Source organism: Novosphingobium panipatense (assembly GCF_900182875.1).
GTDB lineage: Bacteria > Pseudomonadota > Alphaproteobacteria > Sphingomonadales > Sphingomonadaceae > Novosphingobium > Novosphingobium panipatense.
Window position 1 is genome coordinate 111,542 of the sequence record NZ_FXUI01000001.1, and the last position, 15,707, is coordinate 127,248.

Here is a 15,707-nt window from a genome sequence, read left to right on the forward strand (position 1 = left end):
TGAGGCTCAGGCCGGGACCGGCTCTCCCGCCGCTTCTTCATGCGGCGCTCCGCGCAGCATGAGCAACAGTAGCGACCCGACGAACACGGCTGTCCCGGTGGTCACCAGGAAGGTGTTGAAGGTGCCTGTGCTGGCGAGGGTCCAGCTCAGCAGCGCCGCGCCCGATGCCGCCGCCAGTGAACAGACTCCGGTAAGCAGTCCAAGGACGCTCGAGTAGATGGCGGGCCGGAAGTGCCGCGCGACGAGGAAGGCGAGGATGTCGCCCTCTGCACCGACAGCGAAGCCCAGGCTGAAGATGGAGGCGGTCACGATCCAGGCGGCGTCAAGGTCCGTTGCCAGCACGAAGAGGCCGAGCCCGGGAAGGCCAAGCGTGAAGAAGGAGACCACTTGCGGGGCGAAGCGGTCGAGAGCGACGCCGGTGATGAAGCGGCCCAGCAGCATGCCGGCTGCCAGCGCCGTGAACATGATCGACGCGCCTTCGCCCGTGATGCCCTGGTCAAGCACGAGCATCTTGAGCTGCACGAGGATCAGCGTGAGCGGCAGGTTGCACAGGTACATGGCGCCGAGCAGCACCCAGAATGCGGGTTCGCGGAAGATCAGCGGGTAATCCTCACGCGCGGAGCGTTTCGGTTCTCGCCGGGCGGGGGCGCCTGCAGGGGCGTTCACGGTCGCTGCCGCGTGCGACGACGGGATCAGCAGGAAGGTGACCGCGCCCGCGATCGCCGTGAACACCGCAAGCATCTGGTATGTCGCCATCCAGCCGTTCGCCTCGACGTAGGCGTTGATGACCGGCCCGCCGATCGCGCTGAAGAGCGCGGGGCCGCAGGCGACGATGGCCAGGGCGAGGCCCCTTGCGTGGATCACGTGCTGGACGACAAGGCGGGTGTAGACGGTTGCGGTGGTGGTGACGCAGACGATGCTCTGAAACACGAAGACGGCGACGTAGACGCCGAAGGAGCCGCCGTTGAAGCTGAAGCCGAGCAGAGCGAGCGGCATGGCGACGATGCCGATCAGCGCGGTGAGCTTCACGCCCGCGACATCGGCCAGTCGCCCGATGAAGGGCATTGCAAGGGCGGTCAGCATGCCCAGCATCCCGGTCATCGCGAACTGCGCCTTGGACCAGCCTACGTCCGCGACAAGCGAGGGTGCGATGGCGCTGGTGATGGTGCCGATGATGGACATGCCCGTGCCCATGCCCAGGCCGGCAGCCAGCAAGGGGCGCCAGGCCGCGAGGATTTCCGACAGATAACGCAAGGCTTCTTCTCTCCGCACGGCTTTTTGTCTGTGCGTGCAGCTTGCCACCCCGGCGCCCCCGGTCAAAGCGGGTCGGCGCCGGAACACCGCCGTTTCGGGACGAGCCAGGCGTAAGATCGCCACGGCGGTTACGTGTGCGGGACGAGGTTCTCCTGCCGCCGTGGCGGTTGAAAAACGGCAGGGGTCGCGGGCGTCGTCCGCGGGATCAGAAGACCGGCCAGGCCTTCCAGATGCTGAACAGGCTGGTGGCGATCAGCACCGCAGAGACGGCGATCAGCAGCGCGCGCGGCTTGATGCGCTTGGCAAACAGGGCACCGAAAGGCGCGGCCACGACGCCGCCGATGATGAGGCCCACCGTTGCCGCCGTGAAGGCGGAGAGGCCGATGGTGGAGATGAAGGCGACGGAGATCGAGAGGGTCAGCAGGAACTCGGCGGTATTGACCGTACCGATGGTCTTGGCCGGTTCCCCGCCCTGGACAAGCAGGTTGGAGGTGACGACCGGACCCCAGCCGCCGCCGCCCGCCGCGTCGAGGAAGCCTCCGGCCAGCGCAAGGGGCGCCGTGTAGCGGGGGTCCTCGAAGCTCGGCTTGCGCATGCGGATCGCGCGGATCATCAGGTAAATGCCGATCCCGGTGAGATAGATCATCACGTAGGGCTTGGCGATCGAGGCGTCGATGCTGGAAAGCACGTAAGCCCCGGTCACGCCCCCGACGATCCCGGTCGGAACGAGCCGCAGGAACAGCCCCCAGTTCACGTTGCGGTGCAGGATATGGCTGATGCCCGATGTGCCGGTGGTGAAAAGCTCGACCAGGTGGACGCTTGCCGATGCGGCGGCCGGGGGCACGCCGACGACGCTGACCAGCAGGGTCTGGGTGATCACCCCGAAGGCCATGCCAAGGGCACCGTCAACGATCTGTGCGGCAAAACCGATGGCGATGAAGGGGGCGATTTCAGCCAGTGTCGGCAGCGAATCTAGCATTCGTACTCCTCCCGGGGCAGGGTTGGATCAGGTCTCGACCTTGGTGGCCTGGCTGTTGCCGAGCAGAAGGCGCCGGCCGGTGCATTCGATGGCGAGGCGAGCGGCAAGCCGCCAACCGGGGCAGGATCCGCCGGTGGACCGGCGGTATCGGCACCCCTGCAACGGCTCAGTGGTTGAAGCGGCGGCGCTCGGTCACATCGACCTGCATGAGCTTGCCATCGTGGACGGTGAGCTGGATGACACCGAAGCGTAGCTGCTGCAGCGCCTCGATGACGTGCTGCACGCCTTCGTTGAGCAGCGGATGCTCAGTGACGTTCGGCTCGTTCGGCTTTGCTATTCGCATGCGCATCTCCTCTCCTGCGGGACGAATGCCCCATGCCTATTGTCAAGTTGGGAGGTTGACAATGGGGAGAAGCACGAAGCTTTACTTTCAGGTCCGAAAGTTCAGCCCATGTCCGGGCCCGTGGCGCTTTCCAGCCCTTCGGCCGCCGGCACGGGGTCGATGCGGTCGGACAGGCGCACGCCGTCGAGCAGGCTGGCGGTGGCGTCGCGCACCTGAAGCATCAGGGCGCGGGTGCGGCAGTCCTTCTCCTCGACGCAGTTCTTGCATGTCTCGTGAGCGAAGCGGCTGGCGCAGGGCACCAGCGCGAGCGAGCCGCGCATGATCCGGATGAGGTCGCCATACGTGATGTCGATCGGCGGAACCCCCAGCCAGTATCCGCCATCCTTGCCGCGCTGCGAGGCGACGATGCCGAAGCGCGACAGTTCGGAAAGGATGACGGTGAGGAACTTGGCCGGGATGTTCTGCGTCTCGGCAATGTCTGTCAGGGGTATGGGCCCCTGGCCGTACTTGTCCGCGAGGTGCTGCATGGCGCGGATCGCATATCGGGTCTTCTGCGAAAGCATCGGCGCATCACTCGCAAGGGTGGGGGGCCCTCACTTGCTCCAATCTCCGTCGCGCCGTCAACCCGGACCGCCGCCGGTCCGGGCGGCGGCCGGTGGATTGTGCCGCCGCCGGCCGCCTGCCCTTCAGGCGGTCTGGCTCACGCCACCTGATAGATGCGATCGACCTTTGCGGGGTCGGCGGCGACGCCGGGGCGCTCCTTGCCCGCGATGGTGGTGCGGTGCATGACCCGGCCCTCGTCCGTGTAAGGGACGACGCGGTGCATCAGGCCCTGGTTGTTCCAGATCACGAGGTCGCCCTCCTGCCACTTGTGCGTGTAGACGAAGTCCGGCTGCGCGGCCCACTGCTGAAGCCGGGCGAGGAGGGCACGTCCATGCGCGCCGGGCATGCCGACGATCCCGTCCGCATGGGTGCCGAGCAGGAGCGACTTGCGTCCGTCGTCATGCGTCCAGACGAGCGGCTGTTCCATGACCGCGGCCATGGCCTTGTAGCGGGCGCGGCGCTCCTCGCTCGGGTGGCCGTGGACCGGGCGGACAGCAGCCTCGACGCAGTGGATGACCGTCAGCCCTTCGTACTCGCGCTTCTCGTCGTCGGGCAGGTGGTCCCACGCGGCGTAGAGATTGGCGAACTCGGTGGCACCGCCTGTGTCCGACAGCCTGCGCGCCGACAGCACGGTGGCCTTGGGCAGCGGCTGGTCGATCGTGATGCCGTCGATATGCCAGAAGAAAGTGCCGAGCACGTAGTCCGGCTCCGAATTGAGCCTGCGGTCCAGCGTGATCTTGTAGACGTCGGGCGTTTCCGCGTCCGAACCGGGCACCTGACGCGTGAAGTTCACCCGGTCTCCCAGCCGGTCGGTGAAGGCGAGCTGCAATTCGTCCGACACGTTGATCTGCGGGAACACCAGCACGCCGCGCATTTCCAGTTCCCGGCGAACGGCCTCGATTGTCTCGTCGTCAAGAAGGCGATCGGGGGAAACGTCGATAATGCCGCCGATGTGCGGCTTGATGGCGTTCACGCTGATGGTCACGAAAGGCTCCTCTCCGCAGGCCCCGATTGCCGGGTGCTGTACAGGTGTACAGTGTGCGCCAATCCCGAACCTGTGTAAACCGTCAACAGTGCGGTGCACGGCGCCTCAGGGCAGATCTTCCTCCGGATCGAAGTACCAGCCGTGCGTTTCCACCATAATCGCCGGCACCGGCTCTCCGCGGCTGTTCCGGGATGGCCTGAAGCGGAAGCGTTCGGTGATGAGCCGGCAGGTCGTGGCGTCGAGCGAGGGGCGTCCGCTGGACACCAGGATGCGGCAGTCGCTCACCCGGCCGTCGACGCCGATGCGGTAGCGCAGCTTGAGTTCGCCGCCGGTCTTGCCCTCGCGCAGGTCGCGCGGAAGGTCGGAGAAGCGCAGGCGTCCGCGGATCTGCTCCGGGCGGGTGAGGGCGTCGTCACCCTCGCCGTCGCCGTTCCCGTCACCCCCGCCACCATCGCCGTCGCCGATGCCGCCGGCCCCCTGTCCCGGGCCGGCGCGATCCGCGGCGCCGCTCTGCGCGGCTGCGCCGGTTCCGGCCCTGGGCGCGGTGACGACGGGCGGCGGCACGATGAGCGGGGGCACCCTGGCCGGAGGGGCGACGACCTGCGTGGCCTTGTTGCGCAGGTTCGGGGGCGAAGGGCGCCCTTTCGCGGCGGTGGAGCGCGCCTTGGCCGGGGTCTCCTTCGGGCGAGGCTCCTCCGGTTCGTTGCGCAGCGGCAGCACGGCGGCGAGCGCCTCGCGCCGTTCTTTCGGCGTCATCTGAGCGGCAAGCCCGGCCACCAGCGCGGCCACGCCGCCTGCCACGATCAGCAGTGATGCGAGCGCGGATACCACGCGGTCGCGGGCGGACGTGTACACTTCTCGGGTCTCCTCGGCAGGAGAACCCGAAGAACGGCGGGTTGGTTGCGCGCTACCGGAAGAGCCGACGCAGCCAGGCCAGCATGCGCGCGATCAGGGAAACCGAAGGCCCGGAGGCGCTGGCCCGCGCATCGTCACCGGCTGATCGCGGGGCGGCTCCGGCTGCGCCTGTCTCCGCCTCGATGCGCGCCTTCAGGTCCTCGGCGAAGCTGCGGGCGAAACGGGGAAGCACGGGGCCGCCCATCGCTTCCCACATCGGCGCCATCGGCCCCGACCCGCGCACCTGCACGGCCAGCGTGATCGCCGTGCCGTCTCCGTCGGCCGCCGCACGGTAGGAGCCGGCCCCCTCGACCGGATCGCCCAGCAGGCGGAACGCGAAGTCCACCTCCTGCGGGCCCGCCCAGCGGGTGACGTGGACCGCCACCTTCACCGTCCGCACGAGCCCGCCGACCCCGACCTTGAGCGCCCAGACAGAGTTGTCCGCATCGGTGATCTCGCAGGCCTGGTAGCCCGGCATGATCTGCGCCCAGCGATCTACGTCGCGAGCATAGTTCCAGGCGAGCACGAGGGGGGCGGCGACCCGGACGCTCTGGCTTGTCTCGATCACAGGCCCATTCGCTCCGCCTCGCGCGCCAGCCGGTCGCTGGGTCTGCCGGCCGCGTGCTGCGCCGCCAGCCAGCCGTAGGTCATGCCCCGGGCGTTGGAGATGCCCGACTGCATGACCGCGCCCGTTTCCATCCGGGCCTGCGAGTTCCCGGCGACGTAGAGGCCCGGTATCGGCGCATCGTTCCAGTCGAGCGCCTGCCCGTGCATGTCAGTGAGGATGCCCGACGAACTGATCGCGGTTCCGCCCATCCGCTCCAGCCGGACGGCGTGGAACGGGCCCTTTTGCAGCGGAGCGAGCACGGGGCTGGGCTTGTGGTAGGGATCGCCGCACATCCAGGTGCTCCATGGATGCGTGCCGCGCCCGTAGTCCGGATCGACCCCGCGCTCGGCATTCGGGTTGAACCGCGCCACGGTCTCTTCCAGCCCGTCGGGATCGACGCCGATGACCTGTGCCAGCTCGCGCAGCGTATCGGCCTGCGCTCCGAATCCTTCCGGCCAGTCCGAGCCCGGCATGATCGAGCCGAAGGGGTACTTCTCCCGCGCCTGGCTGTCGATGATCGCCCAGCAGGGGAAGTTGGGGTGCGTCTGGTCCGAGCCGTCGATCTGGTCGATGGTGTAGTAGAAGCTGCGGTAGAACGCCTCGTTGCCGAAGCGTTTTCCCGCCCGGTTGACGACGATCGTGTGCGGCTGGCCGATTACGGGCAGCGCGCTGTTCCAGAGGGGCTGGCCATCCTCCCCCTCCGTCCCGGGGATGGTGAAACCCAACGAAGTGATGTCCGGCACGCGCGCGATGCGGGCGCCGAGCGGGCCGGTAAGCCGGAAGTTCGCGCCGTCCACCGTCGAGAACACCATCGATCCAAGCTCCAGCTGCTGTCCCAGCGTGCGGTTGAATCCCTGATGGCGTTCGTAGCTGGAAACCGAGACGAGAACCCCCCGCCGTGCCCTGACGAAGATGTCCCGCCCGTCGCGCACCGCCCGCACACCGACGACGCGCGAGCCGTCGGCGATCAGTTCCTCCACGCCGGTCTCGGTCATAAGCGTGACGCCATGATCGATGGCGCCCTTGACGAAGTAGGCGGCCAGGCCGGGTCCGAGGCAGCGCTCATCCTTCGTCAGGCGGTCCGCCATACGGCCGAAATCCCACTTCACGATATTGGCCGTACCGCCTGCGGCGAACATGTCGCAGTGGGTCAGGCCATAGGGCATCTGCGGGGAAATACGGGTGCCTGCCTGCCACTCCCCCAGCGTTGCGGCCGGGAACGGCTCCACCTCCAGCATTCGGCCCTCGGCCACGGCATCGTTGCTGTGGCCGTAGTAGTAATCCGGACAGTCGCGGATCACCTCCATCCTGAGGCCGATGCGGTCCTCGAAATAGGAGAGCGCCTCGCGGGCGTGAACGACTTTGTTGAGGATCGCGAGGCCGGCGCCGTATCCCATCGAAAGCCGCTGGAGGTAGCGGAAGCCGCTTTCCGCGCTGTCCTCCAGACCAAGATCGGCGGCGTGGTGGTTGCCGGCCACCCAGACCTCACCCATCGACAGGGCCGTCACGCCGCCAAGGAGTGCGGATTTCTCCAGCACCATCGCCTCCAGGCCTTGGTCGCGGGCCGTTATGGCAGCGGAGAGACCGGCGATTCCGGACCCAATCGACACGAAATCGGTTTCGGCGTCCCACTTTCGGGGAGTGTTATCGAGCATAGACGCATCTTCTCCAGCCTGCCGGTCTCCTCTTGGGCGGGACCTTTGCGCGGCGCGAGTGTATTTTAACACCTTTGTCGTTTCCACCGCTACTGGTAATTTCCGCGTCTCCTGCCCACCTTCAGCTTTCCTTCGGCCTTTTAAGCACCTTCAGGGTTTCAATCGCCATACGCTCAATCGCCGCAGCGTAATGGAACTGCGTTGCGACAAGCGGTGGAGGGGAGGGCGGAACCTTGCGTTCCACTGCTTGTTATGGGTTCAGAACACGCTATCCCGGAGACGAACCCATGACCCTCCTTCTTATTCTGCTTGTCGGCGGTATCATCGGCTGGCTCGCATCCATTCTGATGCGCACCGACGCCCAGCAGGGCGTTTTCCTGAACATCGTCGTCGGCATCGTCGGCGCCGTGATCGCCGGCTTCATCATCACTCCGCTCATCGGCGGCGCGCCGATCACCAGTGGCTCGTTCGACATCCTGTCGCTCTTTGCCTCTTTCCTCGGCGCCGTGATCCTGCTGGCGATCGTCAACCTCTTCCGTCGCGGCTCGGTTCGCTAAGAGCCCCACGGCAAGGGCCGGGCAGCATCGCTGCCCGGCCTATTGGGGTACGCGCGTTGCCCTTGATCTGAATGAACGCGTCTGAAACTGTAACAGGGACAAAGGATCTCTAGCCATGAAAGCCAATACCACCTCGCGTCTGGCCATGATCGCGGTCGCGTCGGCGGCTCTCGGACTCGCCGCCTGCAACAATCCCACGGACGACGCCACGGAACAGGCCGCAGACGCGGTGGAGGCACGGTCGGACGCTGCTGCGGACGCGCTTGAGACCCAGGCCGCCGCCACCAGTGGTGCTGCCGCTGATACCCTCGAGAACCAGGCTGATGCCGTTGAGGATGCCGGCGAAGCCAAGGCTGACGCCCTCGAGGAAGCGGCCGACGAGGCTAAGCAGAACCCCTGATCCTGCCAAGGCTGCGCTTCAACGCCGGCCAAGGTTGGCTTGCCCTCGTTCGCCACCCCCTTGCAGAACGAGGACGACCACGGGAGAGGATGGCGGTAACCCCGCCATCCTTTTTCGCGTCTGCCGCCTGACTAATTGTGCCCAATGTGAAAATGGCACTATTGCACGCTTGAATTGTGGGGCCGCTCGTCAGAAATAGGCGCGTACGTTCTCCAGCTCCGGCGCAGGCCGGGGGTGCAGCCAAGCTTCGATAACCTGAACAGGAAAACAAGCCATGACCATTGCCCTGATGCCGCTGCCCTACGCGCAGGACGCGCTCGAACCGCACGTTTCGAGCAAGACGCTGGAAATCCACCACGGCGCGCACCACAAGACGTACGTCGACAAGCTGAACGCCGCGATCGCGGGAACCGAGAACGAAGGCAAGCCGGTCGAGGAAATCGCCAGGAACTCGTCGGGCCCGCTGTTCAACAACTCTGCGCAGACCTGGAACCACGGCTTCTACTGGCACTCGCTCAGCCCCGAGAAGACCGAGCCGAGCGAGGCGCTTGCCGGTGCCATCACGGCCGACTTCGGTTCGATGGACGCGCTGCTCGAAGCGCTCTCCAACGAGGCGATCAATCACTTTTCGAACGGCTGGGCCTGGCTCGTCGTGGATGGCGGCAAGCTCAAGGTCATTTCCACCCACGACGCCGACAGCGCTCTCGTCAAGGACGTGAACCCGCTGCTGACCGTGGACGTGTGGGAGCACGCCTACTACATCGACCAGATGAACAAGCGCCCCGCCTACGTGAAGGCCGTTCTCGAGAACATTCTGAACTGGAAGTTCGCGTCCGAGAACTTCGACCGCGGCACCGACTGGGTCTACCCTTCGTAAGCCGGATGGCCTGAAGATCGTTGAAGCCCCCGCGGCCGCAAGGCTGCGGGGGCTTTCGCGTAAAGGCGCCGCGTGCAAGGCAAGGCGCCGCATCCTCGCGGGCGCGGCGCCTGTGCTTCATTCGTTTGTGCGAGGATCGTGGCGGCCGCTCTCCCGTTCCAGCAGGAGCAGCCGGTGGTCAGCCCGCCTTGCGTGCCTGGACTTCGACGGGCTGCGGCGGCTGGTCGCCATCGAGCATCCGGGCCAGATCGGCGCGGGCGCGGGCAACGCGGCTCTTCATGGTGCCGATCGGACAGCCGGCGATCTCCGCCGCTTCCTCGTAGCTGAAGCCGGAGGCGCCGACGAGCAGCACAGCCTCCCTGCGCTCCGGAGCGAGCTTCTGCAGCGCGGATTCCATGTCGCCCAGGTGCAACGGGCCTTCCTGGTCGGCTTCCATGACAAGCATTCGCTCGACCGCGCCTTCGTCAAGGTCCGTCTGGCGCTTGGACCGGCGCAGCTCGGAGAGGTAGTGGTTGCGCAGGATCGCGAAGGTCCAGGCGCGCATGTTCGTGCCGGCCTGGTAACGCTCCCGCGCGGTCCACGCCTTGATCGCGGCCTCTTGTACGAGGTCGTCTGCAAAGTCGGAGCGGCCGGAGAGACCGCGGGCGAAGGCGCGAAGGTGAGGGAGGACGGCGAGAAGTTCCTTGCGGAAACCTTCATCAGTGGAGTTCGGCGTGATCCGCTCAGGCATCGTCGCTGTCATCCAGCTTCTTCAGGAGATCCTTGAAGCTGTCCGGCAGCGGTTCTTCCACCACGGAGTTATAGAGCTTCCTCAACCCCCCGGCCCAGCCGGGCTCACCGTCCTTGCGGACTTCAGGCGGTAGGCCCGGCATCATCTGGCCGGGTGCACCACGTCCATTGGGCTGACTCAACACGAACTCCCTTTCCCGAGTACACTTGCGGCGAGACCGGAAGCCGGTCAAGCCCGGAGCGCGGCGATTATCCTTATGGCTAACAGCCTAAGTCACGGCGCTGCACGGGCCCCGTCCGATCTGCAAGCGAAACGGACGTCCTTTGAAAACTGGAACAATCGACGCAATGCATAGTTCCCCTTTTCTGAAAGTGTTGGCATAGCGCGGTGCCTGTGGTCAGATGTGATCGCAAGTCACGGATTTTGAGGGTACAGGACGTTGCGGGGTGATTAACCAGGCGCTGCTCGACAGGGTGCAGAAGCAGGCGTGGTTCCATAAGTATCCGCGTGGCTGGCCGTTCCTGCTGTTCCTGATCGCGAGCATAACGACGGCGGTATCGGTCATGGCGATCGAGCGCGCCGACAAGCAGACGCGCGCGGTTGAACTGGACCGCAGTCTCACCGAGGCGGCGTCCGCCCTTCAGCGCCGCATCACCGAGAACACCGCGCTCCTGCGCGCCGCGTCCGCCATGTTCGCCGGGCAGTCCTCCGTCAGCCGCCAGCAGTTCGCCGAACTCAGCAGCGAGCTTCAGGGTGATGGACGGCTTTACGGGTCGCTCGGAATGGGCTGGGCGCCGCTGGTGCGTGCCCGCGACATTCCCAATCTGGAAGAGCGGATCTACGAATCCGGCGTGCCGAACTACTTCGTCCATCCCCAGCCCGGCACCAAGCGGGATCTGGCGGTCCCCATCGTCTATCTCGAGCCCGAACACGGCAACGGCAACCAGCTTGCCTTCGGCTACGACATGTATTCGGAACCCGTGCGACGGGAGGCGATCGACAAGGCGCGAAAGCTCGGCCGGCCGATCGTTTCGGGCAAGGTCGGGCTGATACAGGACCAGGAGGCGGAGGGTCCGCCCGGCTTCCTGATCTATATGCCCGTCATCGCCATGGAACAGGGCCGCCGGGTCACCCGCGGTTTCGTCTATAGTCCGTTCCGCGCCGGAACCTTCCTCAAGTCCGCAAGCGAGCTGTACCGTGACGACAGTATCGACATGGCGATATATGACGACCATGTCGACAGCGAGACGCTCCTGGCGGAGCGCCGGGCGGAATCCGCCGACGGTCGCACGCTGGAGCGGCGCATCGATGTGGGCAGCCGCGTCTGGGTGGTGCAGGTCCGGGACCGCAAGTCCAACACCCTCTCGCCGCTGTCACGCCTCACTCTGTTTTTCGGCGCGCTGGCCTCGCTGATGGTCATGGCGATCGGCCGCCTGATTACCAAGCGCGCGGCAGAGGATCGCATGGTGCTGGAGTGGCTGACGAGCCAGGCCTCGATCCGCAACTCGCTGACGCGCGAACTCAATCACCGCGTGAAGAACACGCTCGCCAACGTCCTGTCGATCGCGGCGCTGACCCGGCGCCGCTCGCGCGACATCGACGATTTCACCGAGAGCCTGACCGCACGCATCCGCGCGCTGTCCGCCACGCACGATCTGCTCTCGCAGTCCGACTGGGGCAACGCGGCGCTCGGTGACATCGTGCAGTCCGAACTGGCCCCTTACATGGACGGCAATGAAAGCCACGTCTCGATGTCCGGGCCGACGATCAAGCTGGCCCCGAACGATGCGATGTCGCTGGGCCTCGCCATACACGAACTGGCGACCAATGCGGCCAAGTACGGCGCCCTCAGCACCATCGAGGGGCGGATACACGTGAACTGGCAGTTGCTCTCGCCCGACCTCGCCGAACTCCACTGGCGCGAAGAGGGCGGCCCGCCCGTGGCCGAACCGAGCAAGCGCGGCTTCGGGCGCGACCTGATCGAGAAGATCGTCGCGCACGAACTGAAATCCGAAGTCGACCTGCGGTTCGAGCCGGGCGGCGTCGAATGCCGGCTCAAGGTTCCCGTGCGCGCCTCGCGCGAGTTCGTGCTGCGCAACGAGCGCAAGTGACACCCGCCGCCGACAGGCAGCCGGATCCGTCCCTCCCTTCATCGATGACTGAAGCGTGCCGTTGCAACTCCGGGACACTTTGAGGGGTAGAAGAAGGGCCGCGGGCAATCTGCCGCCAGGTCGACTGGCATGTTCGCGCTCGCCGCTGCTCGCGCCATGGGCGGGCAGGTCGTCTGGCAGGAAGACCTCTGCGGCAGTCTGTTTTTGAGGTGCCGATCTGCGCAACGGCGGTGCGCCGGCACGGCTTCGCCCCGCAGGTTCCCGGCTTCGAGCCGGTCAGCGGGTCCGAGTCAGTCCCGGACAGGAAGCGGCGATAGCCCGGGCGAGGCCCGCCCAGCCACCGCTCCGGTGAGGAGCGGCGACGAGCGGGTGGCTTGCGGGATCAGTCCTGCGGATGGGTGGAGTTGAAGAACAGAGCCTGGCTGATCGTCGCCCGAACGGTGGTTTCCTGGAACGGCTTCGTCACCAGATACGTGGGTTCAGGGCGTTCGCCGGTAAGCAGGCGTTCCGGATAGGCGGTGATGAAGATCACCGGAACCTCGCCGAACTTCAGCAGATCTTCGACCGCATCGATGCCGGAGCTGCCGTCGGCCAGCTGGATGTCGGCAAGCACCAGCCCGGCGGGGTGACGCTCGAAGATTTCCAGCGCCTGCTTGCGCGTGGCGGCGGTGCCGACGACGGTATGGCCGAGATCGGTGACGAGGCCTTCCAGCTGCATCGAGATCAGCGGTTCATCCTCGATGATGAGGACGCGCGTGGTGCTTTCGCCTTCGATCTCGCGGATGGCCTGGCTCACCAGGGCGTCGACCTCCTCCACCTCAAGGCCAAGGATCGTCGCGGTGTCCTCGCGCGAGAATTCCTCGACCGTGGTGAGGAGCAGAGCCTGCCGGTGCGTGGGTGCTATGGTCGAGAGGCGTTCCTGGGCCGCTTGCTCGTGCGTGCCTGCGTCGATGTCGCCTGCCGGTTCCTCCACATGGCTGGTGGACCAGATGCGGGTGAAGGCTTCGTAGAGCGCGGCGCGGCTGCGGGCTATGGCATCGCGCAGCGAACGGTCGGCCAGCGCGGCTTCCAGCGTCGCGCGGACATAGGCGTCGCCCGAGTGCTGCGAGCCTGTAAGGGCGCGCGCATAGCGGCGCAGGTAAGGCAGCTGGATCGCGATCTGATCAGAGACGGACATTCAAGTTCCTCAGGCCTAATGGGGAAGCGGGCTTCCCGATTGTACGTCGATAGGCGCCCTTGCGCCATAAGGCCGGTGTCGTTTGTCTGACTCCGTGGCGCGTTTAGGGCAACCGGAAAATTTTTCGCGGCAGGACGCTTTCCGGGGAACCAACGGCGGGCGACTACGTTCCCACTGTATCACCACTGGCTCCCCCACCCCCCCCGCAAACCAGTGGTGATCCGATCCCGGAGGCCCCGCTCACCTTCAAAGGTGGACGGGGCCTCAATTTTTTTAAAGGCCGGTTTGTTCCCGACCGGCGAGAAAATCTGGCATCCGGTCCTTCGTTGCGCGCGGTTCGCCGCAAATATGCGCATCCGTGGAACGAAGTGGCGCGGTCCGGGAACTAAATGACTTCGCGCGCCGTTAGCTACCCACTGGTTTCTTATGGAGGGTAACCGCAATGTCGACTCTGGTCGAAGCACGCGTCGAAGGGGTCCAGCCCGAACAAAAAGTCGCCCTGAGCGATCGCGATTTTCGTCGGGCTCTCGCGGAGGTCGCCCCGCACCTGCGCGCTTTTGCGCGCGGCCTGTGCGGCTGCCGCGATCGCGCGGACGATCTGGCTCAGGAAGCCATGCTGCGCGCCTGGGCTGCTCGTGAGCGGTATGCCGCCGGCACCAATTTCAAGGCATGGACCTTCACCATCCTGCGCAACCACTTCTATTCCGAAGCGCGCCGCGCCCGCTTCCACGGCGAATATGACGAAGTGGCCGCCGAGCGCATCCTGCGCGCCGAAGCGAGCCAGGAAAGTGCCATCGAGCTGGCGGACGTCCTGCGCGCTTTGACCGCCATTCCCGAGACCTATCGCGAAGCCCTCGTGCTGGTTGCCGCCGGCAACCTCTCGTACGAGGAAATCGCCGACATCTGCGGCATCGCTCTTGGCACTGTGAAGAGCCGGATCTGCCGGGCCCGCGCCATGCTGTCCAAGATCATCGAATCCGGCCAGCTTCCGGATTTCCGTCACAACTTCGTGCTCGGTGGCGAGGCTATCGACGCGTTCTTCGCCGAACTGGTGAAGATCGCCAACGTCGACGCCGACCAGAGCCTCGCGGCCTGAACAGGAACTGCGTCCTTGGGTGTAAAGGCCAACGGCGCCGGAAAAGTCCTCATCGTCGAGGACGAATTCCTGGTTGCGCTGCAACTTGAAGACATACTGGCCGATGGCGGGCACGCCGTCATCGGCACGGTTCCCGACATGGCGTCGCTCGGCAATCTGGGCGAGATACCGGACATCGCGCTGGTGGATCTCAACCTCCGGGACGGACTGACAGGCCCCGCGATCGCGCGGGATCTTTCCGGCCGCTACGGCGTGCGGGTGATCTATGTCACCGCGAACCCCGGACAGATTGACACTCCCGCGCCGACTGCGGTCGGGATCGTTCAGAAGCCTTTCACGCGACAGGCCATCCTTTCCGCGATTTCGTACGCCCTCTCCGGTTGCCCGGAGACCGACCGGCCCAGAGAACTGGAACCGCTGCGGCACGCCTGAGCGGTCCATATCCTTGAGAGAGCCGCGAGGCGGAGGGCAATGACGATGAAGAAGATTGAACACCCCGAGGCATCGGTTCGCGGATGAGCGAGTTCGTCCTTCAGTGTCTGCAGTACTATGGCGCCGCCGCGGGAACCGTGGCGGCGCTCATCGTGTCGCTGGACCTTGGGCGGCGCTGGACGGGGGCCGGGTTCGTGATCTTCGTCACCAGCTCCATCACGCTGATCGCCTGGGGTTTCCTTAGCGGTGAGGCGGAGGGGATCGGTGTGCAGAACATGGTCCTGTTCGTGATCAACTGCCTGGGCGTGTGGCGCTACCTTCTCTCCAAGCGACCTCGCCAAAACGCCTGACGCCTGGGAGGCTTCAGACGGGGCGCCGATGCGAAAAGGGCGCGGTGGCATGGCCACCGCGCCCCCGCTGCCCAGTCGCGGGTCCTAGAGGGTTCAGACCCGCCCGAGCGCGTGCTCTCCCGCATCATGGTCCTTCATCGGCTTGCCGGTCATCAGCTTGAACGCGCCTTTCACGCCCATGTCGGAAGTCCAGACCTCGGAATCCTCGATGTCGAAACGCAGCATGAGGACTGAGGGATCGTTCTTCCCTTCCGGGAACCACGCTTCCACGGAGTTGTCCCAGTGCTTGTCACGCACGGCAGGATCGGTTTCCTCGACCAGCGTGCCTTCGATGCAGGCGAAGACTTCGTGCCCTCGGGTCATCACCTGACCCATCGCCTTGCCGCCGCCGCCGATGCGGTTGTCGCGCTTGGCGAAGAACCAGATCGCGTGATGGGCGTCCTTGTCGAGCTGGGCCGTCATCGGCTCGGCGTGACCGGAAGCGCCTCGCAGCTTCATCATGATGAAGGGGCTGGCCTGGAATGACTTCCAGAAGTGCTCACGGATGTCCTTATCCATGGTCCGTCTCCTTGTTGTGACTATCTGGGAGGCAACGCACCGCCTGGCCTCACTGTTCCCCCGTTCCGACGTGTCGCCCGGACGCGTTTTCCCGGCCGG

Annotated in this window: 19 protein-coding genes; 7 read left to right on the forward strand and 12 right to left on the reverse strand. The window is 65.7% G+C overall.

Annotated elements, in window-relative coordinates:
- Window positions 1-6: 6 nt before the first annotated feature.
- From QOL62_RS00475 to QOL62_RS00510, 8 genes are all read right to left on the reverse strand, one after another.
- Entirely contained in the window at window positions 7-1,254 is a 1,248-nt protein-coding gene (locus QOL62_RS00475) for an MFS transporter (protein ID WP_283404798.1), read from the reverse strand.
- Between the two features lie 205 nt (window positions 1,255-1,459).
- Window positions 1,460-2,233 (reverse strand): sulfite exporter TauE/SafE family protein, encoded by a 774-nt coding sequence (locus QOL62_RS00480; protein WP_283404799.1) that lies wholly within the window; start codon window positions 2,231-2,233, stop codon window positions 1,460-1,462.
- Window positions 2,234-2,399: 166 nt separating this feature from the next.
- Window positions 2,400-2,576, reverse strand: a complete 177-nt coding sequence (locus QOL62_RS00485) for a YezD family protein (RefSeq protein ID WP_103728607.1) — start codon at window positions 2,574-2,576, stop codon at window positions 2,400-2,402.
- A gap of 101 nt (window positions 2,577-2,677) precedes the next feature.
- The gene (locus tag QOL62_RS00490) at window positions 2,678-3,139 is read right to left on the reverse strand and encodes an RrF2 family transcriptional regulator (protein ID WP_103728276.1); all 462 of its coding nucleotides are present in this window, start codon (window positions 3,137-3,139) and stop codon (window positions 2,678-2,680) included.
- Window positions 3,140-3,276: 137 nt separating this feature from the next.
- Window positions 3,277-4,164: a TauD/TfdA dioxygenase family protein gene (locus QOL62_RS00495; RefSeq protein WP_283404800.1), complete on the reverse strand. Its 888-nt coding sequence runs from the start codon at window positions 4,162-4,164 to the stop codon at window positions 3,277-3,279.
- 105 nt (window positions 4,165-4,269) lie between these two features.
- Window positions 4,270-5,019 carry an energy transducer TonB gene (locus tag QOL62_RS00500; protein ID WP_283404801.1) on the reverse strand — a complete coding sequence of 250 codons (750 nt, stop codon included), beginning with the start codon at window positions 5,017-5,019 and terminating at the stop codon, window positions 4,270-4,272.
- 52 nt (window positions 5,020-5,071) lie between these two features.
- The gene (locus QOL62_RS00505) at window positions 5,072-5,626 is read right to left on the reverse strand and encodes an SRPBCC family protein (RefSeq protein ID WP_283404802.1); all 555 of its coding nucleotides are present in this window, start codon (window positions 5,624-5,626) and stop codon (window positions 5,072-5,074) included.
- On the reverse strand, window positions 5,623-7,320 hold the full coding sequence (locus tag QOL62_RS00510) for an FAD-binding protein (RefSeq protein ID WP_283404803.1): 1,698 nt from the start codon (window positions 7,318-7,320) through the stop codon (window positions 5,623-5,625). Before QOL62_RS00510 ends, QOL62_RS00505 begins: the two co-directional genes overlap by 4 nt.
- Before the next feature lie 287 nt (window positions 7,321-7,607).
- Here QOL62_RS00510 and QOL62_RS00515 point away from each other — a divergent pair, with 287 nt between their 5' ends.
- From QOL62_RS00515 to QOL62_RS00525, 3 genes are all read left to right on the forward strand, one after another.
- The gene (locus tag QOL62_RS00515) at window positions 7,608-7,877 is read left to right on the forward strand and encodes a GlsB/YeaQ/YmgE family stress response membrane protein (protein ID WP_103728281.1); all 270 of its coding nucleotides are present in this window, start codon (window positions 7,608-7,610) and stop codon (window positions 7,875-7,877) included.
- A gap of 115 nt (window positions 7,878-7,992) precedes the next feature.
- Complete coding sequence (locus tag QOL62_RS00520; RefSeq protein ID WP_283404804.1) at window positions 7,993-8,277, forward strand: hypothetical protein; 285 nt, start codon at window positions 7,993-7,995, stop codon at window positions 8,275-8,277.
- Window positions 8,278-8,551: 274 nt separating this feature from the next.
- Window positions 8,552-9,154 carry a superoxide dismutase gene (locus tag QOL62_RS00525; protein WP_283404805.1) on the forward strand — a complete coding sequence of 201 codons (603 nt, stop codon included), beginning with the start codon at window positions 8,552-8,554 and terminating at the stop codon, window positions 9,152-9,154.
- 178 nt (window positions 9,155-9,332) lie between these two features.
- Here the strand turns inward: QOL62_RS00525 and QOL62_RS00530 are convergent, their stop codons facing one another.
- Window positions 9,333-9,884 (reverse strand): sigma-70 family RNA polymerase sigma factor, encoded by a 552-nt coding sequence (locus QOL62_RS00530; RefSeq protein WP_283404806.1) that lies wholly within the window; start codon window positions 9,882-9,884, stop codon window positions 9,333-9,335.
- Entirely contained in the window at window positions 9,877-10,065 is a 189-nt protein-coding gene (locus QOL62_RS00535) for a NepR family anti-sigma factor (RefSeq protein ID WP_103728285.1), read from the reverse strand. The genes QOL62_RS00530 and QOL62_RS00535 overlap by 8 nt, the downstream gene beginning before the upstream one ends.
- Window positions 10,066-10,330: 265 nt before the next feature.
- Between QOL62_RS00535 and QOL62_RS00540 the strand changes: the two genes are divergently transcribed.
- Window positions 10,331-11,995: a CHASE domain-containing protein gene (locus QOL62_RS00540; RefSeq protein ID WP_283404807.1), complete on the forward strand. Its 1,665-nt coding sequence runs from the start codon at window positions 10,331-10,333 to the stop codon at window positions 11,993-11,995.
- A 382-nt stretch (window positions 11,996-12,377) separates the two neighbouring features.
- On the opposite strand, the gene QOL62_RS00545 is transcribed toward QOL62_RS00540, so the two are convergent.
- Window positions 12,378-13,172 carry a response regulator gene (locus QOL62_RS00545; RefSeq protein WP_103728287.1) on the reverse strand — a complete coding sequence of 265 codons (795 nt, stop codon included), beginning with the start codon at window positions 13,170-13,172 and terminating at the stop codon, window positions 12,378-12,380.
- A gap of 442 nt (window positions 13,173-13,614) precedes the next feature.
- On the opposite strand from QOL62_RS00545, the gene QOL62_RS00550 reads away from it, so the two are divergent.
- From QOL62_RS00550 to QOL62_RS00560, 3 genes are all read left to right on the forward strand, one after another.
- Window positions 13,615-14,268, forward strand: coding sequence for a sigma-70 family RNA polymerase sigma factor (locus QOL62_RS00550; protein ID WP_103728288.1), 654 nt, complete (start codon window positions 13,615-13,617; stop codon window positions 14,266-14,268).
- A 15-nt stretch (window positions 14,269-14,283) separates the two neighbouring features.
- The gene (locus tag QOL62_RS00555; protein ID WP_283404808.1) at window positions 14,284-14,700 is read left to right on the forward strand and encodes a response regulator; all 417 of its coding nucleotides are present in this window, start codon (window positions 14,284-14,286) and stop codon (window positions 14,698-14,700) included.
- Between the two features lie 83 nt (window positions 14,701-14,783).
- Window positions 14,784-15,050 (forward strand): hypothetical protein, encoded by a 267-nt coding sequence (locus QOL62_RS00560; protein ID WP_103728290.1) that lies wholly within the window; start codon window positions 14,784-14,786, stop codon window positions 15,048-15,050.
- A gap of 93 nt (window positions 15,051-15,143) precedes the next feature.
- On the opposite strand, the gene QOL62_RS00565 is transcribed toward QOL62_RS00560, so the two are convergent.
- Complete coding sequence (locus QOL62_RS00565; protein ID WP_283404809.1) at window positions 15,144-15,608, reverse strand: pyridoxamine 5'-phosphate oxidase family protein; 465 nt, start codon at window positions 15,606-15,608, stop codon at window positions 15,144-15,146.
- Window positions 15,609-15,707 lie beyond the last annotated feature (99 nt).

Bases quoted from the DNA above. Each gene is read 5' to 3' on its own strand.
- QOL62_RS00550 (WP_103728288.1), top strand. From the start codon at position 13,615: ATGTCGACTCTGGTCGAAGCACGCGTCGAAGGGGTCCAGCCCGAACAA.
- QOL62_RS00485 (WP_103728607.1), bottom strand. From the start codon at position 2,576: ATGCGAATAGCAAAGCCGAACGAGCCGAACGTCACTGAGCATCCGCTG.
- QOL62_RS00525 (WP_283404805.1), top strand. From the start codon at position 8,552: ATGACCATTGCCCTGATGCCGCTGCCCTACGCGCAGGACGCGCTCGAA.
- QOL62_RS00490 (WP_103728276.1), bottom strand. From the start codon at position 3,139: ATGCTTTCGCAGAAGACCCGATATGCGATCCGCGCCATGCAGCACCTC.
- QOL62_RS00545 (WP_103728287.1), bottom strand. From the start codon at position 13,172: ATGTCCGTCTCTGATCAGATCGCGATCCAGCTGCCTTACCTGCGCCGC.
- QOL62_RS00510 (WP_283404803.1), bottom strand. From the start codon at position 7,320: ATGCTCGATAACACTCCCCGAAAGTGGGACGCCGAAACCGATTTCGTG.
- QOL62_RS00480 (WP_283404799.1), bottom strand. From the start codon at position 2,233: ATGCTAGATTCGCTGCCGACACTGGCTGAAATCGCCCCCTTCATCGCC.
- QOL62_RS00565 (WP_283404809.1), bottom strand. From the start codon at position 15,608: ATGGATAAGGACATCCGTGAGCACTTCTGGAAGTCATTCCAGGCCAGC.
- QOL62_RS00520 (WP_283404804.1), top strand. From the start codon at position 7,993: ATGAAAGCCAATACCACCTCGCGTCTGGCCATGATCGCGGTCGCGTCG.
- QOL62_RS00530 (WP_283404806.1), bottom strand. From the start codon at position 9,884: ATGCCTGAGCGGATCACGCCGAACTCCACTGATGAAGGTTTCCGCAAG.
- QOL62_RS00515 (WP_103728281.1), top strand. From the start codon at position 7,608: ATGACCCTCCTTCTTATTCTGCTTGTCGGCGGTATCATCGGCTGGCTC.
- QOL62_RS00560 (WP_103728290.1), top strand. From the start codon at position 14,784: ATGAGCGAGTTCGTCCTTCAGTGTCTGCAGTACTATGGCGCCGCCGCG.